The sequence below is a fragment of the Acetobacterium sp. genome (assembly GCF_036508315.1).
GTDB lineage: Bacteria > Bacillota > Clostridia > Eubacteriales > Eubacteriaceae > Acetobacterium.
This window is the reverse complement of the sequence record NZ_DATCHP010000038.1, coordinates 15,115-30,113: the sequence shown is the minus strand read 5'-3', so window position 1 is coordinate 30,113 and position 14,999 is coordinate 15,115. Positions and strand designations below refer to the sequence as shown.

Below are 14,999 nucleotides of genomic sequence, written 5' to 3'. Positions count from 1 at the left end.
TGACCTTAAGTTTAAATCTTTAATACAGATTTTGCCGGATATATTGATATGTTTATGCTTTTTATGGCATAATAGTATATGAAAAATAAATGACTATACAATTGATAGCCAGAGAAAATTTATAAATTGGAAATTTCAAAGAGGAGAACAAAATGGGAAAAACAATTGCTGAAAAAATATTTGATGCACATCAGGTAGACGAGCCGTTTCCAGACACACATGTTTTGAAACTGGACCGGGTTTTCTGCCATGAAATCACCACCCCAATTGCCATCACAGATCTGATGGCACGGGGCATGGACCGGATATTCGATCCCACAAAAATCAAGGCCGTGATCGACCATGTGACACCGGCCAAGGACTCAAAAACCGCTGAACAGGGAAAAATCCTCAGGGATTGGGCGAAACGAAACGGCATTAAAGACTTTTTTGATATTGGAAAAAACGGCGTCTGTCATGCCATCTTTCCGGAAAAAGGATTTGTCAGACCGGGATTCACCATTATCATGGGGGACTCTCACACCTGTACTCATGGCGCCTTCGGTGCCTTTGCCGCAGGCATTGGGACAACCGACCTGGAAGTGGGGATTCTTAAGGGTGTCTGTGCCTTCCATTTTCCCAAAACCATCAAGATTGTTTTAAACGGCAAATTAAAACCCGGGGTATACGCCAAGGATTTGATTCTGTTTATTATTAAGGAGCTGACCGTAAACGGCGCAACCAATATGGTCATTGAGTTTACCGGCCCCGTGGTCGATGCCATGTCCATGGAATCCCGAATGACCCTTTCCAACATGGCCATTGAAGCCGGCGGCACCTCCGGCATCTGCTACCCGGATATGACCACGGTAGACTATCTGTGGGAATTTATCAAGGATGAGTTTGCCACCAAAGAGGACGCCCTGAAAGATTATTCGAAATGGACTTCCGATGCCGATGCCGAATACGAGCGGATCTGTGAATACGATGTTTCAGATCTGGAACCGATGGTGACGGTTGGTTACAAACCCGATCAGGTTAAGACCGTCAAGGAAATGTCAGGAACCAGAGTGGACCAGATTTACATCGGCAGCTGCACCAACGGACGGATTGAAGATTTGCGAATCGCTGCCAGCGTCTTAAAGGGCAAGAAAATCAGCGCGAATGTTCGGGCCATTGTGAGCCCGGCAACTCCGGCGATTTATTCCATGGCTCTGAAAGAAGGGTTAATTGAAATATTCCATGAAGCCGGTTTCTGTGTCACTAATCCCACCTGCGGCGCCTGTCTGGGCATGAGCAACGGTGTCCTTGCCAAAGGGGAAGTCTGTGCATCTACCACAAACCGAAATTTCAACGGCAGAATGGGTAAAGGCGGCATGGTTCATCTGATGAGCCCGGCAACCGCAGCGGCAACAGCAATTACAGGAACAATAACAAATTCCGATTTATATCAAGCATAGGAGCTGAAGTAGAAATGAAAACATTTAGTGGAAAAGTATTATTTTTAGACAGAAGCGATATCAATACCGATGAAATCATTCCGGCAAAATATCTGACGGAAATTACCAAAGAGGCATTAAAGCCTAATTTGTTGGAGGATTTGGTTCTGACCGGCTTCAGTAAGGAAGATACCCGGGATAAAGCAGTGATTGTCACCCGGGAAAACTTTGGATGCGGTTCTTCCAGAGAACATGCACCCTGGGCACTGGAAGTTAACGGGATCAACGTGGTGCTGGCAGAAAGTTTCGCACGGATTTTCAGACAGAATATGTACAATTGCGGCATGTTTGCCATTGAGCTGCCCAAAGAGACCATCGATGCTCTTTTTGCAAATTATGCAGGAAAAGATGTAACCATGGAAATTGATGTGGATGGTAATACAGTTATCATAAATGCGGATGGCAAAACCGAAACCATTGACTTCAAAGTCGGGGCGTTTGATAAAACCCTGGTTAAAGAAGGCGGCTGGGTCGGATACGCAGAGATGAATTACTAAAACAATCAGGCATTAATTAATTATTAAGTATAAAATAATAATGAGCAGTGAAGAGAATAACAATACCGGTGTAATGAAAGCATCGACAATTAATGGAGGCGAATATGAATAATATATTATCGATGAAGGAGATCGTCAAAACTTATTATAAAGGTGACGAAGATCTTGAGATGATTAAACATATAAATTTTTTAGTGGACGAAATAGAGAAGGTGTCAGAATGAAATATATATCTTTTGTCGTCCCCTGTTATAATTCAGCAGATTATATGGATCGCTGCATTGAGTCACTGCTGTGTGCCGGAGATGATATGGAAATCATCATCATCAATGATGGCTCAATAGACAAAACGCGTGAAATAGCCGAAGCGTATAGCGTAAAGTATCCGGGCATCATCAGGGTCATCAACAAAGAAAACGGTGGTCATGGTTCCGGTGTGAATGTGGGACTGGAACAGGCAACCGGGGTTTATTTCAAGGTTGTGGATTCCGATGACTGGTTGGACCGACAGGCGTTGGACCAATTGATGTTCACCATTAGAAATTTCTGTATGAAGAAACAGATTAACCATGAGATCGTCATTCCCGATTTGTTCATCTGTAATTATGTTTATGACCATTTGTATGAAGAAACGAGACATGATATCTCTTACAAGAATGTATTGAATGCGGAAAAAATATGTGAATGGCAGGATATTGGCTATTTTAGGGTATCTCAGTACTTTGTCATGCATTCTCAAATCTTCCGAACGGCGATTTTAAGGGAAAGTGGCGTAAAACTTCCAGAACATACTTTCTATGTCGACAATATTTTCGCCTACCAACCATTACCCTATGTAGAGCACCTATACTATATGGATATTGATCTTTATCATTATTTCATTGGCAGGGAGGACCAGTCCGTGAATGAAGACATCATGCTCAGCCGGATCGATCAGCAAATCCGGATCACGAAACGAATGCTGACCTGTGTGGATTTGCATGCTGTGAAAAAGAAAGAACCGAGACTTGCGGCGTATATGTATCGATATCTATCAATTATAATGACCATCACCAATATTTTATTGTTGATGATTAATTCTGAAGAATCCATGCTGCTAAAAAACAAATTGTGGAGCGAGATCAAAACACTAGATAAACGTCTTTATCGAAAACTGAAATACACATCAATGAGTGGACTGACCAATATGCCCGGTTCCATTGGTCGAAAACTGTCAATTTCCGGATATCGTGTTGCCCAAAAGATCTATAAATTCAATTGATGCTACCAGCATTGGAAAGGAGGTGTGAATGGCTATAAAAGTAAACAAAAAGCTGCTTTATTTGCTCTTTTTCCTGTTCGTCATGGGGCTGACGATTTATACAATACTGCAGGGCAATGACATTGGGGAGATCCTGATTGCCATTTCCAGTATGAATGTCGGTTATCTGTTCCTCGCCATGTTGGCGGCTCTGATTTTTGTTGTCCTCGAGGCTATAATCATTTGGTATTTAATGCATGGTCTTGGTGAAACAAACAGCATGCTTCGATGCACTGCTTATTCTTTTATCGGCTATTTTTATTCATCTATCACGCCTTCCGCCCTGGGTGGACAGCCAATGCAGCTCTATTATATGAGAAAAGATGGAAACTCCTTATCGAATAGTTCCGTGATATTAATGATATTGGCACTGTTCAGCAAACTGGTGCTTTCTCTTATCGGCATTGCGCTGTTGGTCTTTTGGTATGCTCCGTTGGTTTACTATCTCAAGGGCTTCATGGCTTTATATTATCTGGGGTTGGCACTCAATATCATATCCGTTGCCATTCTGCTTGCCGCCATGTTCATTCCGGGGATTGTCCGAAAAATTGCTCAATCGATTGATGGATTTCTGATTAGAGTCCATATCCTTAAATTATCGAAGGAACGCCAGCTGAAAATCGAAAACTTTATTGAAGGTTACCATAGTGCCGTCAATTTTTTAATGCTGAACAAAAAAAAAATTCTGGTTGTTTTCATCTTAACGTTTCTACAGCGAAACTGTCTGTATATTCTCACTTACTTTGTATACCGGGGATTTTCCCTGAGTGGGACTTCTATGGTCACCATTGTACTGCTTCAGGCGGCGATTTATGTGGCAGTGGAAATGATGCCCCTGCCCGGGGCTCAAGGCATTACAGAATTGATGTACTACACCGTATTCCAGGGTGTATTCACAAGCGCTTTGTTAACACCATCACTTTTGGTTACCCGGGGGTTGGACTTCTATTTCCTGGTGATCATCAGTTTGATTGTCGTCATTGCCAAGTCGTTTCTGTTGAAAAAAGATGCAATATCAATATAAATAGAAAAAAAACAAATAATCAAGAAGGACGATAGATTGCAAGGCCACCATCTCATATTATGGATTATTTCCTTGCAAAACTTATTATAAGAGGAAAAATTAAATGAAAGTCAACTACCTCATCGTCGGCGCAGGTTTGGCGGGGCTGACCTTTGCCAATCTGCTGGCACAAAATAAAAACAATAAAATCCTTATTGTCGAAAAGCGGCAACATATCGGCGGCAATGCCTATGATAGCTACAATGCGAACCATATCCTGATTCACAACTATGGCCCCCACATCTTTCATACCAATAATCAGAAGGTTTGGGATTACTTAAGTCAATTCACAGAATGGCGGGATTATCAGCATCGCGTCTTAAGCTTTGTGGATGGACTTTTTATTCCTATGCCCATCACGCTGGAGACCATTAATCAGCTTTATAACATCAATCTTTCCCAGTTTGAGATGGCGGACTTCATTGAAAGACGGAGGGAAAAGATGAAGGAGATTAAAAGCAGTGAGGATGTGGCCTTAAGCAATGCCGGTAGGGATATCTATGAAAAATTCTTTATGAATTACACCACTAAACAATGGGGCGTGCCACCGAGTGAACTAGACCCGGCGGTGATATCCAGGATCCCTTTCCGGTTCAACCGGGACACACGGTATTTCACGGATCGTTATCAAGGCATTCCCAAAACGGGATATACTAAAATGTGTGAACAGATGATCGCCCGCCCTAACATCAAGCTGATGCTCAACACTGATTATAAAGAAGTGAAGGATACGATTGACTTTGACAAGATGATCTATACTGGCCCAATTGATTATTTTTATGATCATCAATTCGGTAAACTAAAATATAGAAGCGTCCGTTTTGAAATGGAAGACCATGATTGCGAATCTTTTCAGGACGCGGCGGTAGTTAATTATCCCAACGATTATGATTTCACTCGGATTACAGAATACAAAAAAATAACGGGACAGCGGCACCTGAAAACCACTGTCATGAAAGAATTTCCCTGCGATGGGGAAGAACCTTTTTATCCATTCCCGACAAAGGATTGGCAGGAACGCTATTTGATGTACAAAGCGAAAGCCGATACTGAAGAAAACGTTATTTTTGCCGGCCGGCTCGCGGAGTATCGCTATTACAATATGGACGTCGTTGTTGCCCGGGCCATGGGAGTTTTTGAATCAATGCCGTTTTAAAAAAGCGGCTGGGTCGGCTACGCAGAGATCAATTATTGAAACAAGCAGGCATTAATTAATAAGCATAAAATAATAATGAGGATTGCAGAACTTTGGGTTTGCAGTTCTTTTTTTGCGTTGTGCCAGGGGGAGGCGTGGGTATGACGAAACGTCCCTCATGTCTTTAGAAGCTTTGTTACTTTTATTTTTTGAGTTGTTTTCAAAATATTGGGTATATATATAAACGTATTGATTTATTGCATTTATACTAAATATAAATGATTTAAATAATAGTGAACGAGGAGATTTTATGCAAATTGTTATGGTACATGGGTATTTCTTAAAGGGAACTGGCAGCAACCTTTTTGTTGAAAATATCTGTCGAGAGTTATGCAAAATGGGTCATCAGGTGACATTGTTCTGCCAGGAAAATGATCCGGACAAATTTGATTTTGTTGAAAAAGCATTCGAGTTTAATGGTGAAAACAGCAAAATCCGGATGATCTATCATAAAGAAACACCGTATTTGGGTAAATGCAAACTGTACCGACCGAACCTCAACGGGTTTTTGCCGGTATATGTGTATGATGAATACGAAGGGTATGAAGTGAAAACGTTTACCACGTGTACCCAAGAAGAAATTGAGTCTTATATTGAATACAACCGCCAGGCGATTAATACAGCCCTGGGGAATACCCATACCGGTATGGTTTGGACAAACCATACCATTATGCAGTCAGTTTATGTGGCAAGAAGCCTTTTGGGTCAAAGTCATTGTCAGCATGTCATGACGGTTCATGGCAGCTGCTTGAATTTTTCTATCAGACATAGTCACCTGATCCAGCGTTACGCCTGGGAAGCAATTGAAAACGCCGATGTCATCGCCTTTGTGAGTCGTTTTTCAAAAAATGAGTTTTTAGAGTTTTTCAACAATGACATCAGGATCAACGAAAAATCGATTGCAATATCGGGAGGCGTTGATCTGGAGAAATTCATGACCCTAAAGGACAGCGGCGAAAAAGAACAGGTGATCAATGCCCTTGTGGCTGAGCTGGAAACCGCAGAGAAGCGGCTGAAAAACAACCCGGATTCGGGTAACAGCATCTGGAAAACGGATAAGGATATTATCAGCAAGCTGAAAACCATTGATTTTAGGAATGAAAAGATTATTCTGTACTACGGAAAATATTTATGGACAAAAGGCGTTCAGCTGCTGATTGCGGCAGCACCGCTGATAATGAAGAAACATCAGGACGTCCGGTTTATTCTTGTCGGGTTTGGTTCCTCCCGGGCATACTTTGAAGCAATGATTGATGCATTGAATAAAGGGGAGGAAGAAACCTATCTTAATCTGATCACACACCCAGAGACATACGATAAAGAAATTGATCCCAATTCAGCTCAATTCTTTTCTTCTTTGGCAGTAAAATTGCAGGATGAGGATTTTGCCGGGGATTATTTTTCAGCGGCTAAGGGAAAAATTGGATCAGCCTTTGTTTTTACAGGCTTTTTAGGACACAATCATTTAAAGAGCCTGATCGCCTGTTCAGAAATAACCGTGGCACCCTCAATCTTTCCGGAAGCATTCGGTCTGGTGGCAGCGGAGGCCCTTTCATCAGGGGTTATTCCGGTACAAACCAATCACAGCGGTTTTGCCGAGGTTATTAAACTGTATGTGGATGAATTCTGCGATATTTTCGATAAATATAAATTAAATAAATTATTCCTAAATGAAAATCTCGTTCTTAACATGGCCGGCAATATTTCCGTTCTGCTGGATTATTACGGCAGGATGAATAATAACCAAAGGCAGGCGATCAGAGAACGCGCCCGCAGGGTCAGCGTCGAAAACTATTCATGGGAATCGGTGGTGAATAATTACCTGAGGCTTTACCAGGAAAGGAAATAATCTTATGCGCATACTTATTACCAACACAGGCCCCTGGGGAACCGGAAGCGGTACCGTGGCCGATGGCGTGATGACAGAGTTGAAACGAAGAGGACATGAGGTGATGGCTTTTTTCCCGGATAGCGGATTTCCCGGAAATGGCTATGAAAAATATTATGGGGATAAAGAAAGCTACCACATCGTAAAATTCCCAATCATCCATAATGGGGTTGCTTTGTATACATTCCCACTGATTATTGAAGACCCCAATCCTAGAAATTATACAGACGCCTGGACCTTTAAAGATTTAACCGCAGCAGAACTGGAAGCCTATCTCAGTTATATGAAAGAAGAGCTTGAAAAAGTCATCCGTGATTTTAAACCAGACGTGATTGAATGCCAGCATATTTGGGCATTGGATCATCTGATTCACCAGATGGATCATAAATATATCTGTGTTGCCCATCACAGCGATCAGCTGGGCTTTTTATATGATAAACGGATGCAGAATATTACGATTCAGTCGGCCAAAAAAGCGGCGTATATTTTTGCAATTTCAGACTATGTCAAAGAGGAAGTCCTCAGTTTATATGATGTTGATCCCAAACAGGTCATTGTTACCGGGAATGGCTACGATCAGGCCATATTCCGGCCAAATAAAAAATTAAATCGCCAAACGGTGCTGACCGAACTGGGATATCCGAATTTAGAGAATTACCCGATCATTACCTTTTGCGGGAAAATTTCAAAAACAAAAGGGATCGATGTGCTGCTTGAGGCAAATAAGGTTATTCAGGAAAAAACCAAGGCATATATTCTCATCATGGGCAGCGGCAATCTTGATACCTTAGGTAAAAGCGAACGCGAAAAACTGCACATGGAGAATGTGCTGATCCTCGGTCAGCGTTCCCAGCGCGAGTTGGCGATGTTACATAATATCGCTAAATTAAGCGTGCTCCCGTCCCGTACCGAAGGTTTTGGCATCGCTGCCCTGGAAGCGATGGGGTGTAAAAAACCCGTTGTGGTCACCCGGGTGGGAGGGTTGCCATCCTTTGCGGTGGGAAAAATTGTTGAACGGGAAAATGCCAAAGATCTGGCAAAAGGGATTCTGGAAATTCTGAACATGGATGAGTTGGCATATCATAACATTTGCCAACAAGCATTGCGGACTGCAAAAGAATACTCATGGGAAAATATCGTAAACATCCGCATGAAGTATTATAATAAAGAGGCTGCCAATCATCAATTAACCGCAGCGCATTGCAGATAATGTTGGATTTCAAAAAAGAATGAGCCAAGAGCGACAATAGTGCTTTATTTTTATGGCTTATTCGTGGTAATATTAAAGCATTCTTAGATTCAAAAGATAAATAAAATTTCATATAGTGAAGGTGAATCACAACAATGAGGAAAAAGATTATTGTGGTCGTTATCGTAATCAGTCTTGCTGCAGTTGGTTTTATGGGTTACCAAATATTTACAAGAATGACGGACAATCAGCTATCCATGTACACCGATGCGGATTCCATTCAATATATGGGTAAAGTTGATTCTGAATACTTCTATGTCTACAGAAATAACACCTGGCAAAAGGTGTTTATTAAAGGTGTTAACATTGGGGCAGGCGTACCCGGCAATTTTCCGGGAGAATTTGGCGCAACAAAAGCGGATTACCTACGCTGGTTCAAATACATTGGCGATATGAATGCCAATACCATCAGGGTTTATACCATTTTAAAGCCTGATTTTTACAATGCCCTTTTAGAGTACAATCAAAGTACACAGAATCCGCTGTATTTAATTCAGGGGGTATGGATCAATGAGGAAGCCATTGCCACCTATCACGATGCCTATAACCCGATAATCAGGGATACGTTTAAAAGTGACATTGAAACAACCATTGATGTATTGCACGGAAATAAAATCATCAAAAAAGCGACCGGTCATGCCTCCGGCATATACGAAGCCGATGTTTCCCAATATGTGATCGGTTATATTCTGGGAATTGAGTGGGACCCTGAGTTAGTTGTCACCACGAATACCAATAATCCGGGAAACACAAATTACGACGGAACCTATCTGTACAGTGCCGATGCGTCACCCTTTGAAAATTTCCTGGGTGAATCCGGAGATGCGTGCATCACCTATGAAACGGATCATTATAAAATGCAAAAAACGGTCAGTTTTGCAAATTGGCCCACAACCGATATGCTGAGTCACCCCAACGAACCATTGGTAAATGAAGATCTGGTGACTGTAAATGCCGAACATATCAAGAAAAAAGATACCTTTAAACCCGGTCTGTTTGCTTCCTATCATATTTACCCCTACTATCCGGATTTTATGAATTATCAGAAAGAGTATAACACTTATAAGGATGCCAATGACAATGTGGATACCTATAGCGCCTATTTAAATGATTTAATAAAACAACACACCATGCCGGTACTAGTGGCGGAGTTCGGCATACCGGCTGGACGGGGTAAGGCTCATAACAATGTCTACATGGGTTTTAATCAGGGCAATGTAACCGAAACCCAGCAGGGCGAGATGGATGCCTTTATGCTCAAGGATATCTATGATGCCGGCTATGCCGGGGGATTGGTTTTCGCATTCCAGGATGAGTGGTTTAAACGAACCTGGAACACCATGGACCTGGATCTGCCGGAACGAAGACCTTATTGGAATAATCAACAAACCAATGAACAGCACTTTGGATTAATGGCCTTCGATTCAGGCGAAACAGAAACCGTCTGCAACGTCAATGGCGATCCGACAGAATGGGAAGGCACTGCACCAATCAACACCAACAACGGAAACGAGTTCTATGTGAAATCTGACGAAGCCTACGTCTATTTCATGGTGAAGACCTCCGATTATAATTTTGATACCGATACCCTGGTTATTCCCGTGGACACCCTGAAAAATCAGGGAAATACCAGTAATAACGGCGTGAATTTTGCCCAGGCGGCTGATTTTTTAATATCAATCAACGGGAAGGACAACTCACGGATCATGGTCGATGCCTACTATGACAGTTTTCAGCAAATCTATGGGAGACAACTCAATTTGATTCCCCAAAATCCCGATTTCACGATCAACAACAGCGGTAATTTTGGACCCATGTATTTATGCCTGAACAAGGGGATCTATTTACCCGAAGATCAGATTAGCATCCCCTTTGATCAGTATGAAACCGGAAAACTGGCCTACGGCGACGGCAATCCGGCGGGCAGTGATTTTAATTCCCTGGCGGATTTTTGCGTCAAAGATAATATCCTGGAAATCAGAATACCCTGGCAGCTCCTGAATTTCATGGATCCATCAACAAAAATGGTCATGAATGATCTGCACAGCAATGGCATCCAACCCGTTAAAACCGACGGCATTTATGCCGGCGTCGGGATTCTGGGTAAGACCGATGCGAACCTTTCGATGAATTTTTATACCTGGCAGGATTGGGATGTTCCGGTGTATCATGAACGCCTGAAACCATCCTATTACATTTTAAAAGATGCATTTAATCAATACCAATAAGGAGGCTGGCAATGAAGATACAAACAAAGATTAGTATTCTGGTTCTGATCCTCGTCATTATCGTTGGGGCTCCCTTTTTATATTGGTTTGTCCAGCCCGCGAAAGCCATGGATGTTGTCATCATTGACAAAACCGTGCCGGACACCACCTATCGGGAACACAAAGGATTTATGTGGATCCTGAATAACCTGAAGATTACCAATGGAAATTCAGATAAAGCCTTTAAATATGAAGAGGATTATTACGGCCTTTCACCTTTGGGCAACGCAAAATATACCATCAAAGAGGTACCGGAAGATATCGGGAAACCGGATTTGATTTATTTAACCGATACCTACGGGGTATATACGGATGACTTGTACAAGAACAATGATCAGGGGAATCGGTCAGGTATGATATATGGCGGGACCCAGGAAAAAGAAGTAACCAGTATCCGGAATGCACTGGATCATAACGTGATTATCGGAGAATTCAATATTTTGGCCAGCCCTACCGATAGTCAGGCAAGAGCAGGCCTGGAAACTATTTTTGGAATAAAATGGAATAAGTGGATTGGTCGATATTTTTCCAATCTTTCAAAAGACAACGTTGAAATCCCCGTCTGGATGAAAGAAAATTATGCCATGCAATATGGGAAAAAGTGGGACCTTACCGGAGCCGGGATTATTATGGTCAATGCCGACGATACCATCATTGTTTTAAGAAATGATGTTGAACTTGGAAAAGGACTGAATACCATCAATTTTTCAGACAATGGCGAAAATGAATTTCAAATAAAAAACAATACACACTATTATTATTGGTTTGAGATAACAAGCGCCGACAAAGATACCGAGGTTCTTGCCAATTATAAACTGGACGTGACGGACGCCGGACAAAAAATATTGAACCAATATGATCTCCCCAGCGAGTTTCCCGCAATTGCGAGAACAACAGGACCCTATACCAGTTATTACTTTGCCGGGGATTTTGCCGACAGTAAGTCAACGCCCAGTATCTATAATATGTCCGGTTTGCCGTTTTTAAATCGGATTACAACCCTTGATGAAGACTCCAACCAGAATTACTTCTATTGGAATGTCTATGATCCGCTGATCGAAAAAATTATCAGTACAATAAATTAGGATGGTGAAAAAATATGTTTTCAAATAATATTCAGTCTTTCATTATCCTGACCATCTATGTATTAATCATTGCAAATGTGCTGCTTCTTTTTGCGATCTACTATGAAATCATAAAAGACACGCTTAAAAGAAAACACTATGATAAGGTATCCTTTTTATTGAAACCGGAAATAACCGGATACATCGAAAATGAAGGGCAGAAAGCAGATGTTGAAAAATCATTAACCAGTCATTATTTTAAAATGGTAGCCATTGATACTATGATCGATTATTCTGAAACGAATCATGTGAATCTCAGTGAAAAATTTGAAAAACTTAATTTTGTAAACTTGCTGATTAAGAAATTAGAAAAAGAAACAGATATTGTTTATCTGAGAAAACTGGCTTTAATGCGATCAGAACAGGCTTATGATATCCTAATGAATTTTTCTCGGTCAGAAGATTTGGACATCAGCTATATGAGTTTTTTTGGATTATCACTGATTGAAACTCAAAGGGATAAAAAAGAAGCAGCCATCAGTCAGTTGATCAGCTCCAATATTTTAAGGGATCGAATCATTGAGATTCTGAGGCAGTTTGATCTTGAGTTTGAAGAATTGCTCGGTCTTTTGGAAAAAGAGGAATCGGTCAAAGGAAAAGTTATTTTTATTAAAGCCATGATGAACAAAGATGAAATAAAGAGAGAAGATTATTCGGATCTTCTGGAAAAATTCCTGGATCAGCATCGGGAAGTCAAAATAGCGGCAATTCAGGCATTAAGCAATAGTCAGAACGAAAAATATGTCAGTGAGCTGACAAAAATATATGAAAATGAAGAAAACTGGCAAGTTAGAGTTGCCGTGGCAAAAGGCCTTAGCAATTTTAAATTCGATTGTGTCAAGGATGTGCTGCTGAAAATGACCAAAGACAGTGAGTGGTGGGTGCGCTACAATGCCATTAAATCCATCGTAGCGATGGGTGAAGATGGCTTGTACAGTCTCATCGACTTGTCGCTTGATTCCAGTGATGAAAAAATTTCGGATTTGGCCTATTATTTTTTAAATGCCAATCAGGATGTTTATAATACGGTAAAGAATATTGAGGTGTGAATAAATGAATATAATAGTAAACGGCATTGCAATTTACAGTCAAATCATTTTTGTTTATTTTTTTGGCATCAGTTTATTTTATGTCTTTCTCATACTCATATCCTCGGGAAAATTAACGGAATTTATTAAGCTCATTAATAATGATGTTACCATCATCAGCAATTATACGAAACCGATTTCTGTGGTTGTTCCTGCCTACAATGAAGCGGAAACGATTATCGATAATATCATTTCGCTTTTGGATCTGAATTATCCCGAATTTGAAATCATTGTTATCAATGACGGTTCCACTGACAATACCCTGGAGAAAACCATTGACTACTTCAACCTGAGAAAAATAGATGTAGAAATAAATATGCAAGTTGAGTGTAAAGAGATAAGAGGGGTTTACGGATCCTTTGTCATCCCAAATCTTGTTATAGTGGATAAATTAAATGGCGGGAAAGCAGATGCTTTAAACGCCGGTATCAATTTATCCCGATACCCCCTTTTCTGCGGAATTGACGCGGATTGCATCATCGAAAAAAATGCTTTATTGAGAATTGTAAAGCCATTTCTTATCCATGAAGAAACCATTGCAGTCGGGGGAATCATTCGTATTGCCAATGGATGCACCATCCGAGAGGGTAAATTGCTGGAAGCTAAACTACCCCGATCAGCCATCGTCAGATTTCAGATCATTGAATATTTCAGAGCCTTTTTAACAAGTCGTATTGGCTGGGAACGAATCAATGCACTGCTCATCATATCCGGAGCCTTCGGGGTTTTTACCAAGGCGGCAGCGGTTAACGTCGGCGGTTACAGTACCACCATCGGGGAAGATATGGAACTCACCCTGAAAATGCACGAATATTACCGAAAAAACAAACTGAAATATAAAATTGATTTTGCATCGGATGCGGTGTGCTGGACCCAGGCACCAGACACCCTGAAAGGGCTTAAATCTCAGCGGATCCGATGGCATCGCGGTCTGACCGAATCGCTTATACGACATAAAAAAATGATGTTTAACCCAAAATACGGGACAGTGGGAATGCTATCCATGCCGTATTTCTTTTTAGTGGAAATGATCGGTCCTGTCATTGAGACATTTGGTTATCTCCTGTTTACCATTGCGATCATAACCGGGAGTGTTTCAAAATTCTTCATCTTTGTCTTTTTGATGGCTTATCTCTTTGGAATATTATTTTCGCTTTCAGGGATATTATTCGAAGAATTTTCATACAAGCGATACAGTGGGTTTAAAGAAATTTCGAAGCTCATTCTTTACAGCTTTTTAGAACAATTTGGTTATCGGCAACTGACGGTATGGTGGCGCGTCGAATCCTTTTTTAATTTTAAAAAAGGCAGCAAGAATTGGGGTACCATACAAAGAAATGCATTTTCAAAGAAGGAGAAATAGTATGAATTTACAAGAATATTTTTTAGAACTTGCGGACATTGAAGCGCTCAGTGAAGAAATGTTTGAAAATTTTTCAAAATCATGCAGTGAAAAATTAAAACCGGTTGTTCTTGCTTTGGCAAAAGAAGAGGCAAAGCATCTGGAATTAATGGTTGAGCTCTCCGGAGATGACCGCTATAAAGAAAAAAAAATGAATGAAGAGATTGCATTGGTTTTAAAGCAACAGATTGATCATATAAAAATTAATGGGGAAAAATTGGATATGAACTGTGAAAAAGATTTTTTCCAATTTGCTTTGCAAATCGAAAAAAATTCCATCAATATCTATACAGCGCAATTAAGCGCATTTGAAAATGATTCCAATGCATTGATAATGTTTGAAACCATTATCAAAGAAGAGCGAAAGCATATGTTATACATATTGGATCGGCTCTATAAACTTAGATGAAAAGGGTGTTGCTGTTTATTATCGGTTTAACGGTACTCG

12 protein-coding genes are annotated in these 14,999 nt (G+C 40.9%); all 12 read left to right on the top strand.

The features are described from left to right. The first annotated feature begins 152 nt into the window (after window positions 1–152). The 12 genes from VIK44_RS05205 to VIK44_RS05150 all read left to right on the top strand — a co-directional run bounded on the left by VIK44_RS05205 (window position 153) and on the right by VIK44_RS05150 (window position 14,960). Window positions 153–1,439, top strand: a complete 1,287-nt coding sequence (locus tag VIK44_RS05205) for a 3-isopropylmalate dehydratase large subunit (protein WP_331552783.1) — start codon at window positions 153–155, stop codon at window positions 1,437–1,439. Between the two features lie 14 nt (window positions 1,440–1,453). After that, on the top strand, window positions 1,454–1,975 hold the full coding sequence (locus VIK44_RS05200; protein WP_331552782.1) for a 3-isopropylmalate dehydratase small subunit: 522 nt from the start codon (window positions 1,454–1,456) through the stop codon (window positions 1,973–1,975). Between the two features lie 220 nt (window positions 1,976–2,195). Beyond that, window positions 2,196–3,236, top strand: coding sequence for a glycosyltransferase family A protein (locus tag VIK44_RS05195; RefSeq protein ID WP_331552781.1), 1,041 nt, complete (start codon window positions 2,196–2,198; stop codon window positions 3,234–3,236). 28 nt (window positions 3,237–3,264) lie between these two features. After that, window positions 3,265–4,299: a lysylphosphatidylglycerol synthase transmembrane domain-containing protein gene (locus VIK44_RS05190; protein ID WP_331552780.1), complete on the top strand. Its 1,035-nt coding sequence runs from the start codon at window positions 3,265–3,267 to the stop codon at window positions 4,297–4,299. A 103-nt stretch (window positions 4,300–4,402) separates the two neighbouring features. Then, window positions 4,403–5,494: a UDP-galactopyranose mutase gene (gene glf / locus VIK44_RS05185; RefSeq protein ID WP_331552779.1), complete on the top strand. Its 1,092-nt coding sequence runs from the start codon at window positions 4,403–4,405 to the stop codon at window positions 5,492–5,494. Window positions 5,495–5,783: 289 nt separating this feature from the next. Then, entirely contained in the window at window positions 5,784–7,382 is a 1,599-nt protein-coding gene (locus tag VIK44_RS05180; RefSeq protein ID WP_331552778.1) for a glycosyltransferase family 4 protein, read from the top strand. Between the two features lie 4 nt (window positions 7,383–7,386). Then, a complete protein-coding gene (locus VIK44_RS05175) occupies window positions 7,387–8,631 on the top strand; it encodes a glycosyltransferase family 4 protein (RefSeq protein ID WP_331552777.1) in 1,245 nt (414 codons plus the stop codon). Window positions 8,632–8,765: 134 nt separating this feature from the next. Continuing rightward, window positions 8,766–10,898 carry a family 2 glycosyl transferase gene (locus VIK44_RS05170; protein WP_331552776.1) on the top strand — a complete coding sequence of 711 codons (2,133 nt, stop codon included), beginning with the start codon at window positions 8,766–8,768 and terminating at the stop codon, window positions 10,896–10,898. An 11-nt stretch (window positions 10,899–10,909) separates the two neighbouring features. Next, on the top strand, window positions 10,910–12,022 hold the full coding sequence (locus tag VIK44_RS05165) for a hypothetical protein (protein ID WP_331552775.1): 1,113 nt from the start codon (window positions 10,910–10,912) through the stop codon (window positions 12,020–12,022). A gap of 14 nt (window positions 12,023–12,036) precedes the next feature. Then, complete coding sequence (locus VIK44_RS05160) at window positions 12,037–13,110, top strand: HEAT repeat domain-containing protein (RefSeq protein WP_331552774.1); 1,074 nt, start codon at window positions 12,037–12,039, stop codon at window positions 13,108–13,110. A gap of 4 nt (window positions 13,111–13,114) precedes the next feature. After that, window positions 13,115–14,512 carry a glycosyltransferase gene (locus tag VIK44_RS05155; RefSeq protein WP_331552773.1) on the top strand — a complete coding sequence of 466 codons (1,398 nt, stop codon included), beginning with the start codon at window positions 13,115–13,117 and terminating at the stop codon, window positions 14,510–14,512. Between the two features lies 1 nt (window position 14,513). Continuing rightward, window positions 14,514–14,960 carry a hypothetical protein gene (locus VIK44_RS05150; RefSeq protein WP_331552772.1) on the top strand — a complete coding sequence of 149 codons (447 nt, stop codon included), beginning with the start codon at window positions 14,514–14,516 and terminating at the stop codon, window positions 14,958–14,960. Window positions 14,961–14,999: the final 39 nt, after the last annotated feature.